Source organism: Planomonospora alba, from assembly GCF_039534085.1.
Lineage (GTDB): Bacteria > Actinomycetota > Actinomycetes > Streptosporangiales > Streptosporangiaceae > Planomonospora_B > Planomonospora_B alba.
Map to the genome: position 1 here is coordinate 1 of NZ_BAAAUT010000059.1, position 17,911 is coordinate 17,911.

Annotated in this window: 26 protein-coding genes and 1 tRNA gene; 21 read left to right on the plus strand and 6 right to left on the minus strand. The window is 71.3% G+C overall.

Annotated features, from left to right (window positions below):
• Positions 1–37: 37 nt before the first annotated feature.
• Positions 38–511, minus strand: a complete 474-nt coding sequence (locus tag ABD823_RS27945; protein WP_344864744.1) for a hypothetical protein — start codon at positions 509–511, stop codon at positions 38–40.
• 335 nt (positions 512–846) lie between these two features.
• Between ABD823_RS27945 and ABD823_RS27950 the strand changes: the two genes are divergently transcribed.
• From ABD823_RS27950 to ABD823_RS28035, 18 genes are all read left to right on the plus strand, one after another.
• On the plus strand, positions 847–1,017 hold the full coding sequence (locus ABD823_RS27950) for a hypothetical protein (RefSeq protein ID WP_344864746.1): 171 nt from the start codon (positions 847–849) through the stop codon (positions 1,015–1,017).
• A 61-nt stretch (positions 1,018–1,078) separates the two neighbouring features.
• Positions 1,079–1,465 (plus strand): WhiB family transcriptional regulator, encoded by a 387-nt coding sequence (locus tag ABD823_RS27955; RefSeq protein ID WP_344864748.1) that lies wholly within the window; start codon positions 1,079–1,081, stop codon positions 1,463–1,465.
• On the plus strand, positions 1,462–1,608 hold the full coding sequence (locus ABD823_RS27960) for a hypothetical protein (protein WP_344864750.1): 147 nt from the start codon (positions 1,462–1,464) through the stop codon (positions 1,606–1,608). The genes ABD823_RS27955 and ABD823_RS27960 overlap by 4 nt, the downstream gene beginning before the upstream one ends.
• Complete coding sequence (locus ABD823_RS27965; RefSeq protein ID WP_344864752.1) at positions 1,608–1,778, plus strand: hypothetical protein; 171 nt, start codon at positions 1,608–1,610, stop codon at positions 1,776–1,778. Before ABD823_RS27960 ends, ABD823_RS27965 begins: the two co-directional genes overlap by 1 nt.
• 16 nt (positions 1,779–1,794) lie before the next feature.
• A complete protein-coding gene (locus ABD823_RS27970) occupies positions 1,795–2,253 on the plus strand; it encodes a transcriptional regulator (RefSeq protein WP_344864754.1) in 459 nt (152 codons plus the stop codon).
• Between the two features lie 22 nt (positions 2,254–2,275).
• Complete coding sequence (locus ABD823_RS27975) at positions 2,276–2,512, plus strand: hypothetical protein (protein WP_344864756.1); 237 nt, start codon at positions 2,276–2,278, stop codon at positions 2,510–2,512.
• Positions 2,509–2,682 (plus strand): hypothetical protein, encoded by a 174-nt coding sequence (locus tag ABD823_RS27980; protein ID WP_344864758.1) that lies wholly within the window; start codon positions 2,509–2,511, stop codon positions 2,680–2,682. The genes ABD823_RS27975 and ABD823_RS27980 overlap by 4 nt, the downstream gene beginning before the upstream one ends.
• The gene (locus ABD823_RS27985; RefSeq protein ID WP_344864760.1) at positions 2,679–3,290 is read left to right on the plus strand and encodes a M48 family metalloprotease; all 612 of its coding nucleotides are present in this window, start codon (positions 2,679–2,681) and stop codon (positions 3,288–3,290) included. Before ABD823_RS27980 ends, ABD823_RS27985 begins: the two co-directional genes overlap by 4 nt.
• Entirely contained in the window at positions 3,287–4,312 is a 1,026-nt protein-coding gene (locus ABD823_RS27990; protein WP_344864762.1) for a hypothetical protein, read from the plus strand. Before ABD823_RS27985 ends, ABD823_RS27990 begins: the two co-directional genes overlap by 4 nt.
• Positions 4,313–4,439: 127 nt before the next feature.
• Positions 4,440–6,776, plus strand: a complete 2,337-nt coding sequence (locus tag ABD823_RS27995; RefSeq protein WP_344864764.1) for a cell division protein FtsK — start codon at positions 4,440–4,442, stop codon at positions 6,774–6,776.
• A gap of 139 nt (positions 6,777–6,915) precedes the next feature.
• Complete coding sequence (locus tag ABD823_RS28000; RefSeq protein WP_344864766.1) at positions 6,916–7,134, plus strand: hypothetical protein; 219 nt, start codon at positions 6,916–6,918, stop codon at positions 7,132–7,134.
• Complete coding sequence (locus tag ABD823_RS28005) at positions 7,131–7,478, plus strand: hypothetical protein (RefSeq protein WP_344864768.1); 348 nt, start codon at positions 7,131–7,133, stop codon at positions 7,476–7,478. Before ABD823_RS28000 ends, ABD823_RS28005 begins: the two co-directional genes overlap by 4 nt.
• Positions 7,475–8,203: a DNA cytosine methyltransferase gene (locus ABD823_RS28010; protein WP_344864769.1), complete on the plus strand. Its 729-nt coding sequence runs from the start codon at positions 7,475–7,477 to the stop codon at positions 8,201–8,203. The genes ABD823_RS28005 and ABD823_RS28010 overlap by 4 nt, the downstream gene beginning before the upstream one ends.
• Entirely contained in the window at positions 8,200–8,499 is a 300-nt protein-coding gene (locus ABD823_RS28015; protein WP_344864770.1) for a hypothetical protein, read from the plus strand. Before ABD823_RS28010 ends, ABD823_RS28015 begins: the two co-directional genes overlap by 4 nt.
• Before the next feature lie 13 nt (positions 8,500–8,512).
• Complete coding sequence (locus tag ABD823_RS28020; RefSeq protein WP_344864771.1) at positions 8,513–9,427, plus strand: bifunctional DNA primase/polymerase; 915 nt, start codon at positions 8,513–8,515, stop codon at positions 9,425–9,427.
• A complete protein-coding gene (locus tag ABD823_RS28025; protein ID WP_344864772.1) occupies positions 9,424–10,647 on the plus strand; it encodes a DUF3631 domain-containing protein in 1,224 nt (407 codons plus the stop codon). The genes ABD823_RS28020 and ABD823_RS28025 overlap by 4 nt, the downstream gene beginning before the upstream one ends.
• Positions 10,648–10,820: 173 nt before the next feature.
• Positions 10,821–11,012 (plus strand): helix-turn-helix transcriptional regulator, encoded by a 192-nt coding sequence (locus tag ABD823_RS28030; protein WP_344864773.1) that lies wholly within the window; start codon positions 10,821–10,823, stop codon positions 11,010–11,012.
• On the plus strand, positions 11,012–12,418 hold the full coding sequence (locus tag ABD823_RS28035; protein ID WP_344864774.1) for a tyrosine-type recombinase/integrase: 1,407 nt from the start codon (positions 11,012–11,014) through the stop codon (positions 12,416–12,418). Before ABD823_RS28030 ends, ABD823_RS28035 begins: the two co-directional genes overlap by 1 nt.
• 105 nt (positions 12,419–12,523) lie before the next feature.
• Here ABD823_RS28035 and ABD823_RS28040 read toward each other — a convergent pair whose 3' ends face one another.
• The 3 genes from ABD823_RS28040 to ABD823_RS28050 all read right to left on the minus strand — a co-directional run bounded on the left by ABD823_RS28040 (position 12,524) and on the right by ABD823_RS28050 (position 14,156).
• The gene (locus tag ABD823_RS28040; protein ID WP_344864775.1) at positions 12,524–12,769 is read right to left on the minus strand and encodes a hypothetical protein; all 246 of its coding nucleotides are present in this window, start codon (positions 12,767–12,769) and stop codon (positions 12,524–12,526) included.
• Between the two features lie 547 nt (positions 12,770–13,316).
• Positions 13,317–13,392 (minus strand) — tRNA-Arg (locus tag ABD823_RS28045).
• A 149-nt stretch (positions 13,393–13,541) separates the two neighbouring features.
• Entirely contained in the window at positions 13,542–14,156 is a 615-nt protein-coding gene (locus ABD823_RS28050; RefSeq protein WP_344864777.1) for a hypothetical protein, read from the minus strand.
• Positions 14,157–14,289: 133 nt separating this feature from the next.
• On the opposite strand from ABD823_RS28050, the gene ABD823_RS28055 reads away from it, so the two are divergent.
• Entirely contained in the window at positions 14,290–14,556 is a 267-nt protein-coding gene (locus tag ABD823_RS28055; protein WP_344864779.1) for a hypothetical protein, read from the plus strand.
• A 213-nt stretch (positions 14,557–14,769) separates the two neighbouring features.
• Here the strand turns inward: ABD823_RS28055 and ABD823_RS28060 are convergent, their stop codons facing one another.
• Positions 14,770–15,366, minus strand: coding sequence for a hypothetical protein (locus ABD823_RS28060; RefSeq protein WP_344864781.1), 597 nt, complete (start codon positions 15,364–15,366; stop codon positions 14,770–14,772).
• Positions 15,367–15,500: 134 nt separating this feature from the next.
• On the opposite strand from ABD823_RS28060, the gene ABD823_RS28065 reads away from it, so the two are divergent.
• A complete protein-coding gene (locus ABD823_RS28065; RefSeq protein WP_344864783.1) occupies positions 15,501–16,682 on the plus strand; it encodes a sensor histidine kinase in 1,182 nt (393 codons plus the stop codon).
• On the plus strand, positions 16,679–17,314 hold the full coding sequence (locus ABD823_RS28070) for a response regulator (protein ID WP_344864785.1): 636 nt from the start codon (positions 16,679–16,681) through the stop codon (positions 17,312–17,314). Before ABD823_RS28065 ends, ABD823_RS28070 begins: the two co-directional genes overlap by 4 nt.
• A gap of 125 nt (positions 17,315–17,439) precedes the next feature.
• On the opposite strand, the gene ABD823_RS28075 is transcribed toward ABD823_RS28070, so the two are convergent.
• Entirely contained in the window at positions 17,440–17,904 is a 465-nt protein-coding gene (locus ABD823_RS28075) for a MaoC family dehydratase (protein ID WP_344864787.1), read from the minus strand.
• Between the last annotated feature and the right edge of the window lie 7 nt (positions 17,905–17,911).

The following is a 17,911-nucleotide window of genomic DNA, read 5'->3' on the forward strand; positions in this document are numbered from 1 at the left end:
CATCGTCGTCCTGCAGCTCATCGAAGAGGACCGCTACTCAGGATGAAAAACGCTCATTGACCTGCATGCCGTTCCCCGCCGGCAGCGGTTCGGGTCTCGACAGCAGCCACGTCAGAAGTGGCTGTGTCCACGCAGAGGGCACCACGGCAGCCTCTACGGCAAGCGGATCGTCCACCAGGTCCCTGCGGGTGAGCCCGAGCAGCCGGGAACCGACCTCGGGCACGGCATCGGCGTACTCAAGCCCCCGCTCCAGGGTCGTCGGTGTGAGTACCCCGCCCATGCCGATGTCCTCCAGGGAGAACCTCACACCGGCTTTCCTGCTGAGCGCTTCCGCTATGAACTTCGCCGTCGCCGGCCGCGGCTGGACTCCCTCAAGCCAGCGTTTGACGTCCACATGCGTACACCGGAGGGTCACTCCCTCCTCCTGCGCAACGAGCTGGACCCTTGACGCGAGCCCCTTGTTCGAGCAGTCAGCCCGGCGCATGGCTTCGGCCAGCACGAGGTTAGGCATCCGGGACATCCTCACCTCCGATCATGCGGTCAAGGTCAGGATGACCCTCGTCAAGGCCGCTCGACCAGTTCTTCGCCAGAATCCATAGATCTTGTTCGTCCAGCTCAGGGGATAAATCACCCCCGAAAATCACCCCCTGAGCAACTGAGCACCCCCGCGATCACGCTGCCCTCAGCCCCTTGCCCTGCGGTTCTCTGGAATCAGTCACAGAGACCAAGGCCCCGCACGGCGGAATCCCAGAGAAGCCAAGCCCCAAGCCTTGACTCCTCGTGGCCTGTACATGTTCCATATCTCTTAGAACCTGTACAGCAGGTTCCGACCGGAAGGGCACTGCGATGCTCCCCACCCCGAAGACCCACCGTTTCGTCCCGTTCCTGCTCACGGTCGTGGCGCTGTTCTTCATCGTCCGCGACCCGGCCAAGGCCGCGGACGTCGCGACGGCCGCTTTCAACGGCCTGATGACGGTGGCCGACGCGCTGGCCGCCTTCGCCGGTGCTCTCGGCTGACCATCCCTGACCGGAGCGGCCCCCGGGCCGCTCCCCGACTCCGACAAGGAGCACACCCACCATGACCCGCCCTCTGCGGACCGTCACTCTCCTCCCCACCCCCAGCGGAAACCCGGTCCGTCCCGAGCGCTACCACCTGGCCCGGCTCGGGACGGGCGAGATCACCGACCTGCGCAACGCGCTGATCGACGCGGCCCCGGCGTGCCAGAGCACCGACGCGGACCTGTTCACCGGTCCCGACGCCTTCACCGAGGAGCCCGAGCCCGACCGGATGGCCCGGGAGGCGGAGGCCATGGCCATCTGCTCCGGGTGCCCGGCGCGTGCTGCGTGCCTGGCCTACGCCCTGGCCATCCGCCCCGCCGAGGGCGTGTGGGCCGGCCGGACCGCCTCCGAGATCCGCGCCCTGTCTCTCCGCCCCGCCGCTCGCAGTGGGAAGGACGCCGCGTGAGCCGCTACCAGTGCCCGCTCTGCCAGGGCCGCCACCGCGGCGAGGACCTACCGCGCTGCCCGCACCACTCCGCGAGCTACGACCCCGCCTGCGGCACCTGCCGCACGGTGGCCGACCGCACCCCGTGCGGAGGTGGCCGCTGATGGCCCGCTTCCGCTGCTTCGACTGCGGCTCCCGCTCGTGCAACGCCCTCGGCTGCCGCCGCTGCGGCACCACCGCCGGCCGCACCTTCCAAAGCTGCCCCGTCCACGGCGCCCGCTGTGTCCGCGCCTGCCGGACCTGCCGCCGCCTGGCCCGCTCCGTCTCCTGCTGATCCCGAGGTGATCCCCATGACCCCGACCGCCGACCTGGCCGCCTTCGCCGCGACCTTCGCGGCCCTGTTCGCCGCCCACTCCGTGGGCGACCACTGGGTGCAGACCCACCACCAGGCGTGCGCCAAGGGCGCCCCCACCGCCGCCGGGCGGTTGGCCTGCCTGCGGCATGTGGCCACCCTGACCGCCACCAAGGCCGCCGCGCTGGCCGCCCTCGCCCTGGCCACCGGCCTGACCTTCTCTGCGCTGCCGCTGGCCTTCGGGCTCGCGGTGGACGCGCTCTCGCACTACTGGGCCGACCGGCGGACCACCCTCGCCGCGCTGGCCGAGCGAATCGGCAAGGGCGACTTCTACCGCCTGGGCAGCCCGCGCCCCGGCCACGACGACGCCCCGCACCTGGGCACCGGCGCCTACGCCCTCGACCAGTCCTTCCACCACCTGTTCCTGTTCGCCTCCGCCCTCATCATCACCGCCTGACCGACCCGAGGAGACCCCCGACATGAGCTTCTTCAAGCGCCGCGACAACGACGACGTCCCCGCCCACCGCAAGTCCTGGAAGTCCGCCATCGAGGGCTACGACATCTACTGCGCCAGCTCCTGGCGCAAGGTCGGCGACCTGGGCGAGTGGGTGTGCGGCTACTGCCAGCAGACCAGCACCGACCCCCTGTCGCCGTCCCAGGACGACACCCTCGCCGACTGCCGCCGGTGCGGCCGGACCAACCGGATCTCGCTGTGAAGCGCGCGACGCCCGTCCGCGATCACTGCGGCCCCGCCACGGCGTGCCCGCGCTGCCGCACCCGCCTGGACGGCGGACCGGTGCTGTTCCACTGCACCCCGTGCGGGCGCGCCGTCTACGCCGCCGACCTGCCCACCGAGACCACCGCCCCCGTGAGGAGGGCCGCATGACCCCCGTGCCCCCCATCGCCCTGGCCGGTCTGGCCACGCTCGCCGACACGATGCGCACCGCCGCCCGCCTGCCCGGCATGCTCGTCTACATCAGCCCCGAGCTGGGTGACAACGCCTGCGCCGGGATGCAGTGCGCACCGGCCCCGGTGGTCGGCATCGGCGCCGCCCTGTTCGACGCCCGCGCCGCCGCGCTTCAGGGTGCCCTCGCCCACGAGATCGCCCATCACGCGCTCGGCCACACCACCGACCCGGTTGTGCCCGTGCTGGACCGGCTGACCACCGCGGCGGCCGTCGCCGCCGTGCTGGCCTGGCCGGCGCGCCTGCCGCTGGCCCTGGTGGTGATCCTGGCCGCCGTCGCCGCCGTGCTCCGCCTGACCTCGGCCTGGTGGCAGCGCCGCGCCGAGTACGCCGCCGACGCCCACGCCGCCCGGCTGCTGGACGCCGCCGGACTGCCCGGCCGGCCGATCGTCGCGGTCATGCTCACCGCCGACCTGCCCGGTGAGCCCCGCTGGTACGGCCGCGGCGGCTGGCTGATCGGCAGCCACCCGACCACCCCCGCCCGCATCCGCCGCATCGCTTCCATCCCTCGAACCGGAGGTGCCCGATGAGCCTGACCACCCCCACCCCCGAACCGACCCCGGACGACGTCGCGCGTGGCCTGGCCGCGCTGGAGGCGCACCTGAGCGCCGCCGCCCCCACCAGCCCCGTCCCCGCGCCCGTTCTCCCCGAGACCGGCGCGCCGGCGGAGGAGGAGGGCGAGACCCGGCGGGTCCGCGAGCTGCGCGCCCGGGTCGCCGAAGCCCACCGCCTGGTCGAACTCCAGACCGACGACGCGCCGCTGATGGTGGACACCCCCAAGGTCCGCAAGCGCCGCGCCCGGGTCGCCGAGGCCGCCCGGCTGTACGCCCTGAGCCAGGACCCGACCGCGCTGGCGTGGACCGACGCCCGGGTGCGCCGGATCACCACGGTCATGGCGATGTCCGCGGCCGTCATCGCCCTGGGCGTGTCCTCGATCGGCGTCCAGGCGTCCGTCGTCAAGGGCCTCGACCTCGACAAGGAGGCGGACGCCTTCGGCTGGTGGGCCGCGTTCGGTGTGGAGCCGATCCTGTCGCTGCCGCTCCTGGCGGCCGTGGCCGTGCAGGCGTACGCCGCGATGCGCGGCCGGCCGGTCGATCGCAAGAGTCCGGAAGGCCGCAAGCTCCTCAAGGCCGAAGCGCTGCTGCTCGGGCTCACGCTCGTGCTCAACTGCTGGCCCGCGCTCCAGTGGAGCGGGTTCGACCTGCTGCCGCTGATCGTCCACTCGCTCGGGCCGCTCGGCGCGGTGACCGCGATCTGGCTTCTGCCGACCCTGTGGGCGATCCTCGGAGCGCTTCCGGCGCCTTCCCCTACCGGTGCCCCTACTGGCCCTACGTATAGGGAAAACACCGCCCGGCCGGACCCGGCGGAGGTCGAGTCCGGTGGCGTCGGCAGGGCGCTCGGCATCGCCGTGCGGGTGGGTCAGGTACGCAGACTGATCGCCTCCGGAGACCTGCCGGCCAACCCGTCCGCGACCCAGATCCAGCGGGCCTTGCGCTGCGGCATGGACAGCGCCCGCGCCGTGCGCGACGCCCTGGCCGAAGGGCAGGCGTGATGCCCGCTCCCGACCACCGCTCCCCGTCCCCGATCCGTCCCGTACGGGACGCGGCCCCCACTCCGCCAAGAACAGTGGCCGCGCCCCGCAACCCCGCCCGCTGCAACGCACACGAGGTGACCTCATCATGACCGACCGCCCGACCGAGACCAACGGCCACCACCCGATCCCGCCCGCCGACCTGACCGTTCTGCCCGTCCGCCCGCCGGTCGGACCGCAAGACGACGGCCCCGGCGCCGACGTGGTGCCCATCACCACCGCCCGCGACCGCCGCCCGACCGGCCCGACCCTGGACCTGCCCGACGGTGAGCGCTACCCCCTCGACATCAACCGCGACCCCACCGTCTCCGCCCCGTTCACGCCGTACGCCGGTTCGACCGCTCCGGCGGACGGGCCGGTCCTGGAGGGCGAGGTCCTCCGAGTCGACCAGCCCGGCGACGCCGACCGCGATTGGCGCGCCGAACTGGAGGAGAAGAACCGCACCCGCCGCCCGATCGTCCCGCTGTGGCTGCGCTCGCGCACCGAGGCGATCGAGACCCTGAAGTGGGCGGGCAAGTACGCCGCCTACGTGACCGGCTACCAGCTCGCCCGCACCCCGCTGTACGCCACCCGGCTGGGCATGCGCGCCCCGCGCGGTCTGGCCCGGCTCATCGCCGGCATGGTCAAGTGGACGTTCGACCTGGAGGGCGAGCCGGTACGGCTGAGCGCCGTGCAGAAGGCCGACCCGGAGGCGTACCTGAAGCTGTCACGGCAGCGCGATTCGCGGGTGCGGCTGCGGGTGTGGGTGTCGGGGGCCGCGCTGGTCACGCTGCTGATCGCCGCCCTCATCGTCGCCTCCGCACCCACCGCCGCCCAATGGTCGGCCCTGGCCGTCGCGGTGGCCGTCCTGGGGGTCATCGGGCGCCCGGCGGACCGGCCGCTGATCGACCGCGCGGTGCTGCCGACCCGCGTGGAGAAGCTCACCAGCGACATCGTGGTGCGCGCGCTGACCGTGCTCGGGGTGTCCGGGCTCAACGCCAAGGCCGACATCAACTTCGTCGCCCCCATCACCCGCGAGGGTCCCGGCTGGCGCGCGGACGTGGACCTGCCCTACGGCGTGACCGTCACCGACGTCATGGACAAGCGCAAGGAACTGTCCGGAGCGCTGCGCCGCCCGCTGGGCTGCATCTGGCCCGAAGGGGACTCCTCCGTCCACGAGGGGCGCCTGATCCTGTGGGTGGGCGACAAGGACCTGTCCAAGACCATCGTCAAATCACCCCTGCTCAAGGCCGGCGGGCACGACGTGTTCAAGGGCATCCCGTTCGGCAACGACCCGCGGGGCCGCCTGATCACGGTGCCGCTCATCGAGAACAACGTGCTGATCGGCTCCCAGCCCGGCCAGGGCAAGACCGCCTCCGTGCGGGAGCTGGCCGCCGGCGTGGTGCTCGACGTCACGACCGAGCCGTGGTTCCACGAGCTGAAGGGCAGCGGCGACCTGGACCCGTACGAGAAGGTCTGCCACCGCTACGTCTCCGGCATCGAAGACGAGGCCATCGGTTATGCCGCCACCTCCCTGGCGCTGCTGCGCACGGAGGTCATGCGCCGCGCCGGGGTGCTCAAGAGCCTGCCGCCGGACCTGTGCCCGGACCGCAAGGTGACCCGCGCCATCGCCGACCGGCGCTCGCTGGGACTGCACCCGCTGGTGTGCATCATCGACGAGTGTCAGAACCTGTTCGCGCATGAGGAGTACGGCGCCAAGGCCGGGGAGGACGCCGAGTTCGTCATCAAGCTGGGCCGTGCCCTGGGCGTGGTGCTGATCCTGGCCACCCAGCGGCCGGACAAGAAGAGCCTGCCCACCGGCGTCAGCGCGAACGTGTCCATCCGGTTCTGCCTGCGGGTGGCCGGCCAGGTCGAGAACGACATGATCCTGGGCACGTCGGCCTACCAGAACGGCATCCGCGCCACGCTGTTCGTGCCTGGTCCGCCGAGCAAGGGCGGGGACGCCGGGACCGGCTATCTGGTCGGCGCGACCCCGATGCCCAAGGTGGTCAAGGCCGCCTACCTCGACACCCCGCAGACGCAGCTCATCGCCGACCGGGCGCATGCCCTGCGCACCGCGGCGGGCAGGCTGTCCGGCCACGCCGCCGGAGCCCAGCCTGAGGCCACCGGCCCGGCGTATGACCTGCTGGCCGACGTCGCCGCGGTGCTGGTCGCGGGTGAGGCCAAGGTGTGGAACGAGATCGTCGTGGACCGGCTTGCCGAACTGCGGCCCGACGTCTACGGGCCGTGGGCGGAGCAGGAGGGACCGGCCAAGACGGCTCAACTCACCAACGCCCTCAAGCCGTACGGCATCCGCACGGGACAGGTGTGGGGCACCCCGCCCGGCGGCGGTAAGGGCGCCAACCGGATCGGCATCGTCCGCGACGACATCTTGAACGCCATCACCGAGCGTAACGACAAGAAGAGGTCCGGCACCGGTTCCTGACCCCGGTTCCGCCTCTAGGTCTAGAGGCTCACCCCTCTAGACCTAGAGGCCCGCCTAGACCCCCATTCGCTGATCTACCAGCGACCTAGCGCCTAGAGCGCCACCTGCGAAAACCCCGAAAACGGCCCTGGAGGCCCTCATGGCATCCGCCATCGCCCTGCTAGGACTCTGCCTACCGATCGTCACCCTCTGCTACCTGTTCCGGTGCCTGATCTCCCCGTGGGGCACCTGCCGCCGATGCGCCCCGGGCGGCAAGAACCGCACCTGCCGCGCCTGCTCCGGCACTGGGATGCGCCCCCGCATCGGCTGGCAGCTCTACACCCACTTCCGCCGCATCCACCGGGACGGCACCCGGTGACCCCGCCCGCCGGCGAGCCGGTCGTCACCTACCAGGGCAAGCGCTACCGGCTCATCAACGGCCGCATCGCCCTGGACTGGACCAAGCGGCCCGTCCTGCACCACCGCACCGGCTGCGTGCTGTGCTGCACGATCCGCGTCACCACCGGCCCCGGCTCCCCGCCCCGGCACCCGAGCACCTGCACCAACTGCCTGGCCTACACCGGGCCGCGCCCGGACCCGTGCTGGTCGTGCGGGAAGACCGCGCACTTCCACACCGACGAGGGTCGCCCCACCCACAAGGCGTGCCTGGAGACCGCCCTGGCCGCCGCCTTCCTCGCCGAGACCGAAAGGGACGCCGCATGAACACCCCCTCCACCGCCCGCCCATTCCTCCCCGAGCGTGAGCCCAACGGCCTGCGTCTGCTGGACCTGTTCTGCTGCGCCGGCGGCGCCGCCATGGGCTACCACCTGGCCGGGTTCGAGGTCACCGGCGTCGACATCGCCCCCCAACCCAACTACCCGTTCACCTTCCACCAGGGCGACGCGCTGGCCTTCGTGCGCGAGCACGGCCGCGCCTTCGACGTCATCGGCGCCTGCCCGCCCTGTCAGGCCGACTGCACTCTGACCGCCGGCACCAACCAGGGCCGGGCTGACCATCGCAGCCTGCTGGCCGCCACCCGCGCGGCCCTGCTGTCCACCGGCCGCCCCTGGATCATCGAAAACCCGATTGGACGCGCCCGCATGCGCCGCGACCTGCTGCTGTGCGGGCTCATGTTCCCGCCCCTGCGCGTGTTCCGCCACCGGCAGTTCGAGCTGCACGGTCTGAGCGTCCCCCAACCTGCCCACCCGAGCCATGCCGGGCACCGGGTCCGCGGCTGGCGCCACGGCCGCTTCCACGACGGCGACATGGTCGCCGTCTACGGCGACGGCGGCGGCAAAGGCTCGGTCGCCGAGTGGCAGGCCGCGATGGGCATCGACTGGACCGACGACCGACGCGAGCTGGCCGAGGCGATCCCGCCCGCCTACACCCTGCACATCGGCCACGCCGTCGCCGTCGCCCTCACCTCCGAGGCAAGGCGGGCGGCATGACCGGCGACCGCCACGCCGACCTCATCGCTCGCGCGGCCGGCGTCTGCCAGTGCCGCACCGGCACCGCCGTCGCCTGCGAGCGCCCCCACGCCTCCACCGGCGGCACCTGCATCGTCGCCCACACCCTGCAGCGGCCCCTGCACATCGTGCCGCGCACCGACACCCGACCCGAACGGGCCGCCACCCTCCCAGCGGAGGACTTCACGACTCTGTGCGACGCCTGCCACGCCGGCCTGCTGACCGCCCGCCGCCGGGCCCGCGCCCGTGTGGTGCCCGTCCCCGAGGCCCTGTTCTGAAAGGAGAGCCCACATGAATGCTCCTGACCAGCTGCGCTACGCGCTGGCCGCCGCCGCCCGCGGCTGGCACGTCTTCCCCGTCGCCGTCGCCGACAAGCCCCCCGCCCGCGGCTTCACCGACTGGGAGGCCAACGCCACCACCGACCCCGCCACCATCCGCGCGTGGTGGGCGCGGGTGCCGTACAACATCGGCATCGCCTGCGGCCCGTCCAACCTGGTCGTGATCGACCTCGACACCCCCAAGCACGACGAGAAGGAAGGGCTTCGCCCACCGCCCTCCTGGGACCTGCCGGGCGTCAACGACGGCGCGGACGTGCTGGCCGTCATCTGCGAACGCGCCAGCCAGCCCTTCCCCTTCGAGACGTTCACCGTGCGGACCCGCCGGGGCGGCCTGCATCTGTACTTCGCCGCGCCGGACGGGGTGGAACTGCGCAACACCGAAAGCGACAAGGGCAACGGGCTGGGCTGGCTGATCGACACCCGCGCGCACGGCGGCTACGTGCTCGGTCCGGGCAGCTTCGTGGACCGCCCGGACGGCACCGGAACCTACGAGGTGATCCACGCGCCCACCCCCGCCCCGCTGCCCCCCTTCCTGTCCAAGCTGCTTGTCCCCCCGCCCCGACCGGCGCCCCAGCCGGTGCGCCTGGCCCTGCCCTCTGACCGGCGCGGCGCGTTCCTGCGGGCCGCGATCACCGGCGAACTGGAGCGCCTGACCGCCGCACCGGTCGGGGAGCGCAACCGCACCCTGTACCTGGCCGCCACCGCCCTGGGCCAACTCGTCGCCGGTGGCGCGCTCGATGAGAGCGAGGTCACCACCTTGCTTGGACAGGGAGGGGTCGCCATCGGGCTGAGCCCCGCCGAGACCCGCCTCACCATCGCCTCCGGGCTCAAGAACGGCGCCCGCCGTCCCCGGACGGTCGCCGCATGACCGCCTCAACCACCCCCATGGGAGCCGATGCCATGAACCCGCCCACCACGTCCGCCGGACGCGGCGCGGCCCTGCTGGACGCCCTGCTGGCCGCCCTCACCCGGTACGTGATCCTGCCGACCCCCGAAGCCGCCTGGGCCGTCACGCTGTGGATCGCCGCCACCCACGCCCAACCCGCCTGGGCGCACGCCCCCCGGCTGGTGATCCGCGCCCCCGAGAAGCGCTGCGGCAAGTCCCGCCTGCTCGATGTGGTGGAGGCGTGCTGTCACAACCCGTTCATCACCGTCAACTCCACCCCGGCCGCGGTCTACCGCTCCATCACCGAGGACCCGCCGACCATGCTCGTGGACGAGGCCGACACCATCTTCGGCCCCAAGGCCGACGGCAACGAGGACCTGCGCGGACTGCTCAACGCCGGCCACCAGCGCAACCGGCCCGCCAAGCGCTACGACGCCAACGCCAACCGCGTGGAGTCCATCCCCACCTTCGCCATGGCCGCGCTCGCCGGGATCGGCGCCATGCCCGACACCATCGAAGACCGCGCCGTGGTCGTCCGGATGCGCCGCCGCGGCCCCGGTGAGAGCGTCGCCCCCTACCGGCACCGCCGCGACCGGCCGCCGCTGCGCCGGCTCGCCGACGACCTCGCCGCGTGGCTGCGCGCCGACCTGGCCACCCTGGAGCAGGCCGAACCCGCCATGCCGGTGGAAGATCGTGCCGCCGACACCTGGGAACCCCTCGTGGCGGTCGCCGACCACGCCGGCGGGCACTGGCCCGACCGCGCCCGCGCCGCCGTCCTGGCTCTGACCGCCGAAGCCGACGACAACGGCGAGACCTCCACCCGCGTGCGGCTGCTGGCCGACTGCCGCACCGCCTTCGGCCCCGACACCGCCCTTCCCACCGCCGTCCTGCTGGAGCGGCTCAAGGCCGATCCGGAAGCGCCCTGGGCGAGCTACGGACCGGCCGGCCTGACCGCGATGAAGCTGGGCGCGATCCTGCGCGAGTACGAGATCCGATCGGCCAACATCCGCTTCCCCGACGGCACCCAGGCCAAGGGCTACCAGCGGGCCGATTTCCTCGACGCCTGGGCGCGCTACTGCCCGACCGTCGAGCCCCCTCCGGAGGGTGACGTGCTGCCGTTCGCCAGGGGTAGCCGTCCCAACCGTCCCAGCGTCATCAGTGCAGGTCAGAGCGGGACGGCTCCGATCCCTGGGACGGCTTGAGCCGTCCCACCGAAAAAGCCGTCCCGGGCTTGACCTGCGGAAACGAGCCTGGGACGGCTGGGACGGCTACCCCCCTCGAAATCGGCCCCACGCGCTCGAAACCCACGTCTTCACGCCCCGCCGCCGGAGCCGTTCTGCCACCGATCACGGAACCCGGAAGGACACGCCCACCCATGGCCACCGCCGCCGGAAAGCCCCTGACCGTCGCCGAGTTCTGCGCCGAACTCGGCATCTCCCGATCCACCTTCTACGACTGGCGCGCCAAGGGCCGCGCCCCGCGCTGCCTGAAGCTGCCCAACGGTGACCTGCGCATCCGCCGCACCGACTACGACCGCTGGCTGACCAGCCTGGAGGACGCCGCCTGATGAAGGACATCACCTACAACGTGCGCGTCTACAAGACGGAGATCTACAAGGGTGCGCGGGTCACCACCTACACCGTGAGGTGGAAGACCGGGGACAAGCCCTGGAAAAGGCCGTTCCGAAAGGCCGCCCAGGCGGACGCCTTCCGCAGCGAGATTCAGACCGCTACCCGAAAGGGCGAGGCGTTCAGCCTACTCACTGGAGAGCCGGTCTCGTGGAGCCGCGCGGACCGCCAGGAAATGAACTGGTACGACTTCGCCTGTGCATATGTGGACATGAAGTGGAAGGACGCCTCCGCCAAGCACCGTGCCGGCATCGCCTACGCGCTGGCCCTGGCCACGCCCGCGATGTTGAACGACACGGCAGGTCCCTACAGCGCCAAGGAGATCCGGACCGCGCTCCGCCGGTGGGGGTTCAACACCAAGGAACGCAAGGACTGCCCAGAGCGGACGGCCGATGTCCTGGCGTGGGTGATGCGCAACAGCCTGCCGGTTTCCGCGCTCATGACGCCCGCCACCGCGCGAGCGCTGCTCAACGCTGCCACGTCCCGGCTCGACGGCAAGCGGGCCGCCGCGAGCACCTCCCGCAAGCACCGGACCATCCTGTCCAATGCCATGGCCTACGCCGTGGAGATGAAGCTCCTGAGCAGGAATCCCATCCCCGACCTGAAGTGGAAGGCGGCCAAGACCACCTCACAAGTGGACCGGCGATCCGTCGTCAACCCGGACCAGGCTCGCGCCCTGCTGCAAGCCGTACAAGAGCAGAAGCCGAGCGGCCCCCTGCTCATGCCGTTCTTCGCCGTTATCTACTTCGCCGGCCTGCGTCCCGAGGAGGCCGTCAACCTCCGTGAGAAGAACCTGACCCTGCCGGACGCTCCGGGCGTCTGGGGTGAGCTGTACTTCAGCAGAGCCACCCCGGACGCGGGCAGGGAGTGGACCGACACCGGCGAGCAGCGCGACGACCGCGGCCTGAAGCATCGTCCCGAGGGTGAGAGCCGCCCGGTCCCGTGCGCTCCCGAACTCGTGACCATCCTGGGCGAGCACCTCAAGACCTTCGGCGCCGGTCCGAACGGACGGATCTTCTACGGCGCGCACGGTGGCGTGCTGGCCACCAGCACCATCCGACGCGTCTGGGACAAGGCACGCCGCACCGCCTTCAGCCCGGAGGAGTACACCTCACCACTGGCCAAGCGTGTCTACGACCTCCGGCACGCGTGCTTGTCCACCTGGCTCAACGCGGGCGTCTCACCGAAGCAGGTGGCCGAGTGGGCGGGCAACAGCGTGGAAGTGCTCTTGCGCACCTACGCCAAGTGTCTCGTCGGTCAGGACGAGGTCTCCATGCGCCGGATCAGTGAGGTACTCGGACCAGGAAGCAAGAGAGGGCCAAGGGGCAACACCGAAGTCCCCTAGGCGAGTGCCCTGTGGCTTTTCTGCTCCCTGGCCCGTTCTCTTGATCCGCGTTGGCAGCGTCCCGCCGAGACGGGGCGCTGCCAGCTCGCTGTTTCTCCGCAGGGATTACACGGGCGGGGTCCCGAAGTTGATCCCCAGGCGCCGCCACTGGAGTTCGATCCGGCTCTGCTCGGGTCGAAGGGTACTGATGTACCGCCGGATGCGAGCGATCAGGAGGCGGAGTGCGCGGAGCGCGGCCCACAGGAGTGCCAGGGACAGCACGATCGGGACTACGGGGTGCTGATCGGAGGAGAGCATCGTGAGAAGCAGCGCCCTCAGCACCTCCGAGCCGTCTGCTAGGTGATCGAACATGGTGGTTACCTCCATCATTGGGTCAGGCCCTGATGGAGCAGATCCCGAGCCGAAGCCCTTGACGAGCTGCCCTAACGCCATCCTTCGGCGCTAAGTACATGCGCTAAATGGATGTGATAATGTAGGGGTGCTTAAAGAGTCGGGATCGGCCCCATCGTAGGCCGAGTCTGTTGTGCAGGCGTTGTTTGGTGGAGAGATGTCAGCTCTCTACCAGCGACGCCTACACATGCTTCCAAGTAATCTTAACGCATCCCTGGTCTAGAGCGCACCCGCAGGGAAAGCGAAGCGGAGGTCAGCCTAAACGGGCATGTCAGCCGTCAGGTAACCCCGATCTTCAGTCGGCCGACTCGCTGCGCAAACCGCAGCTTCGGGCGAGGCGGAATCATGATCATCGATCCAGAGACAGCCTCACCATCGCCGGACTTCGGCACGCATTCGGCACGATCAACCAGAGTCAACGGACGACGACCGGACACAGCCGGACACCGGCGACTGATCCGGAACGCAAGAAAGCCCAGGTCATCAGCTGATGATCTGGGCCTTCATGTGGCGCGGCCGAGAGGACTCGAACCCCTAACCTTCTGATCCGTAGTCAGATGCTCTATCCATTGAGCTACGGCCGCTTGCCGTCCCGCTCACCGAGGTGACCGGCGACAGAGAGAACTCTACCAGACCCCATGAGGGTGCTTGAGCCAATAATTGATCACCGCTCCGCACGAGGCGACGGGAGCACGACCGCGCTCCGGACGGCGTATCCGCACGGCCGAGCGGGTCAGTCCGGTCTGCGCAGGGATTCGGCGATCTCCCGGCGCAGCGCGCGGTAGCCCTCCAGGATCCGCTGCTTGACCTCGTCGGGCAGTCCGGGGTCGCCTTCGAGCTCCTCGACCACGGGGTCGGGGCGGCGGAGGGTGAGCGCGAGGTCCTGAGGAGAGGCGTATCCGCCCGCGACGAGCATGTCCCCGAGGGTCCGCCCGGTCCGGCGGCCGGTCTCGCGGAAGATGTCGAGGTACGCGCGGAGCGCCTCGGCGTCGACGCCCGCACCGGCGGCCTCGCGCACCGTGCCGGCGGCCGCGGAGGCCGGAGCGGCCGCGGCGGATCCCAGCGCGGACGGACCGGCCGGAGACGGAGCCGTGCCCGCGGACTCCAGGGGGACGGGGTCTCCGCCGTCGAGGACCCGGTCCACGCTGCCCCGCACCCACTGGAGCGCCGTCTCGATGCCGCGCTTGGTCGGCGGCCGCATCGTGCCGACCCCGGCCCTGACCGTCCGCAGCCCTTCCTTCGTGAGCCCTGCCCGCTCGGCCACGTCGTTCCAGTACAGCCCGAGCTCGTCCCGCCGCTCGGTCATCAGACGCGTCAGACGCCCGCGTGGCGTCTCACGCTCACTCATGGATGACACACCTTCTTCATACAGGACAGGTAATGGCAGGTCAAAGGAAACAATACAGAGAAAACCGGTAACACAAGACAACTAACGACAGATAATCCATTGTAACTGTCCCAACCTGCCCCAAGGAGTCCCGATGCGAACCGATCCCCTTGGTCCGATGATGATCGGAGTCCGCGAGCTCTACGACGAGCTCAAGTCCGTGGGCGGCAAGGTCCACCGGCAGACGGCCAAGATCGAGCACGTCGACGCGAAAGTGGCTTCCGTCATCGAGGACGTCAGCGACCACGAGGGGCGCATCCGGGCGCTGGAGAGGGGCCGCTGGCCGCTCCCCTCGCTCGCCGCGCTGATCTCCCTGGCCGGTCTGGTCTTCGCGATCCTGGCGTACGCCCGGGGGAACTGAGCCGTGGACACCCGTACCGGAGCGGCGACGAGGACCGGGAGGCCGCGCACACGGTGGAGACCGGAGGAGAACGGAGAGAAGGACAGGACGCCGGACCCGCAGCGCGTGCGGGCCCGGCGTTCTGCGATCACATCCGACGGCCCCTGAGATCACACTCCGGGCCTGGGATCACATCCGGAGTCCTCCGGGGATCGCACCCGGGAGGTCCCGGCGTCACACCCGGGAGTCGGCGTCCCGGAGCTCCCGGCCGGAGCGGCCGGAGCGGGCGGAGTCCTCGGGCCCGGCCTTCTTCGGGAACAGCGTGTAGCTCAGCGGCCAGATCAGGGCGATGAGCGGGATCTTCGACGCCCCGGCCATGAACTCGGTCAGGGCCGCCGTCCGGGAGGGGTCGTCCACCATCAGGATCAGGCCGTACAGCACGGCGCACGCGATGCCGTAGGCGAGGACGATCCTGATCCACAGGCCCCACTCGTAGCGGGCCCGGGCCATGCCGCCCGCCGGGGGGCGCCACGGCTGCGGACCTCCGGCGAACCTGTGGGCGAACTTCGCGTCGGCCCACTTCAGGGTCCGGTGGCCGAAGACGACGGAGTAAGCGAGGTAGGCGGCGGCCAGGCCGTGCTGCCAGCTCGCCTGCGCCCCGCCCCGCATGTCGATCACGGCGGTGACCAGCAGGACCACGTCGAGCAGCGGCACGCCCAGGAGCAGGACGGTGCTCAGCCGCTTCCCGCCCCACAGGTAGCGCACGGCCAGCCCGAGGGCGAGGAGGACCCAGAAACCGATCTCACAGGCGACGATCACTGCCAGAACCATGGTTCCAGGATCACCCGGCCGGTCCGTGCCCGGCATCGTCACCGCTGACGAACCCGCGTACATCCTTGGATGTACGGCCAGGCCGTACCGGGGGGCGGCGGAGCGACCGTCCCGGAGGTGGTGGGATGGGATCCATGAGACGGGATGACGCGCTGGCGGCCGTGCTGTGCTTCGCCGTCGGTGCGGTCCTGCTCGCCGCCGGATCCTACGTGCAGCGCGGGGTTCCCGCGCACCTGCTCGCCGGGCCGCTCCTGCTCGCCTGCGCGGGCGTCGCCGTACGGCGGATCCGCCCGCTGCTCGCGCTCGGGCTCGGGGTGGCGGCGTTCGCCGCGGACCTGGCCGTGGGCCCGTCCCTGGGTACCGTGCTGATCGTCACCGACAACCTCTACGCGGCGGTCCGGTACGGCCCGCGCCGGCTGGGCCGGCCGATGCTCGTCATCACCTCGGTCATCGCCGTCGTCGGCGGGGCGGCGGCCGGGTTCATCGCCCGGGATCTGGCGCTCTTCGCCGTCGCGCTCATCCAGATCGGTCTCGTCGGGTTCACCCCCGTCAGCACCGCGATGATCATCAGGCAGCACGAGGACCAGGCGGCGGCCGAGCGGCTCCGGGCCGAGCAGGTCGCGCGGCTGGCGGAACTGGACCGGAAGACGGCCGTGCAGGCCGAGCGGGCCCGGATGGCCCGGGAGTTGCACGACGTGATCGCCAACCACTTCAGCGCGATCGCCATCCAGTCCACGGCCGTGCTCTCCCGCAAGGACCTGGAGGGGCGGGTCGTGCGGCAGGTGCTGGAGTCCGTCCGGGAGAACAGCGTCCAGGGGATGGCCGAGATGCGCTCCATGATCGGGCTGCTCCGGCAGGAGGGCGAGGAGGTCGAGGCGACCCGGCTCCGGCTGGCCGAGGCCGACCGGCTGGTGGAGCGGGCCCGCGAGTCGGGCCTGGAGGTACGGCTCCGCGTCGACGGCGCACCCCGGGAGCTGCCCGCCCCGGTGGACCTCGCCGGTTACCGGATCCTCCAGGAGGCTCTGACCAACGCCCTCAAGCACGGCGGCAGGACGGCCGAGGCCGTGATCTCCTACCGGCCCGGCGAGGTCGTGCTCACCGTGGACAACCCGGCCGACGGGACCGCGCCCGGCCTGCCCGGGGCGGGGGCGGGCCTCATCGGCATGGGGGAGCGTGCCGCGCTCGTCGGCGGCCGGGTGGACGCCGGGCCGCACGCCGGCGCCGGTTGGCGGGTGCACGCCGTACTGCCCACCGAGGAGCCGGGTACCTCGTCCGTGCGGCATCCCGCCGTGCTCCCCACCGAGGAGGAGTCGTGACCATCCGCGTCCTGATCGCCGACGACCATGCGGCGGTGCGCGCCGGGATCGCCCTGATCCTCGGCGGCCACGACGACATCGAGGTCGTCGGCGAAGCCTCGGACGGCGAAGAGGCGGTGGCCATGGCGCTGGCGGCCCGGCCGGACGTGGTGCTGATGGACATCCGGATGCCGAGGCTGGACGGGATCTCGGCCACCCGCGAGCTGAGCGGGATCACCGACGTGCTGATCCTGACCACCTTCGACGTGGACGAGTACGTCTTCGGGGCGCTGCGCGCCGGAGCGGCCGGGTTCCTGCTGAAGAACACCGACGCCGACGCGCTGGTCGAGGCCGTCCGGGTGGTGGCCCGGGGCGAGGGCCTCATCTCGCCCGCGGTCACCCGGCGGCTGATCTCGGCGTTCCGGTCGTCCGTGCCGCGGCGCGACGCCCGGGAGGTGGCGGGCCTGACGCCGCGCGAGCGGGAGGTCCTGGCGTGCATCGGGCGGGGGATGTCGAACGCGGAGATCGCCCGCGAGCTGGACATGGCGGAGGCGACCACGAAGACCCACGTCAGCCGGGTGCTGAACAAGCTGGGTCTCCGCAGCCGCGTCCAGGCCGCGATCCTCGCCCAGGAGCTCGCCGAGGAGTCCTGAAACGGACCGTCGTCCCCTGCGCCGACGGGCCGCCGGATCACCGGCCGCCCACCGCCGCCCACCGCCGGTCGCCGGTCGCCGGTCGCCGGTCGCCGGTCGCCGGTCGCCGGTCGCCGGGAGGAGTCTCAGGCGTTCCCCGCCGGCACGTACAGGGAGAGCGTCTCGGCGACGCAGGCGGGCTTCGCCTGCCCCTCGACCTCGACCGTCATCTTCATCTTCGACAGGTAGCCCGAGGGCGTGCCCTTGAGGTCGACGAGCTCGGCCCCGCCCCGCACCCGCGCGCCGACCGGGACCGGAGTGGGGAAGCGGACCTTGTCGAGCCCGTAGTTGATGCCCATGGCCAGGCCCTCCACCCGGAACAGCTCCATCATGAACGACGGCAGCAGCGACAGGCTCAGGTAGCCGTGGGCGATGGTCCCGCCGAACGGGCCCTTGGCCGCGGCCTCGGTGTCGACGTGGATCCACTGGTGGTCACCGGTGGCGTCGGCGAACAGGTCCACCTGCTCCTGGGTCACGGTCCGCCACCCGGTGTGGCCGAGGTGCTCGCCGACGGCGGCCTTGAGTTCCTGGATGTTCGAGAAGATCCTCATGTCTGGA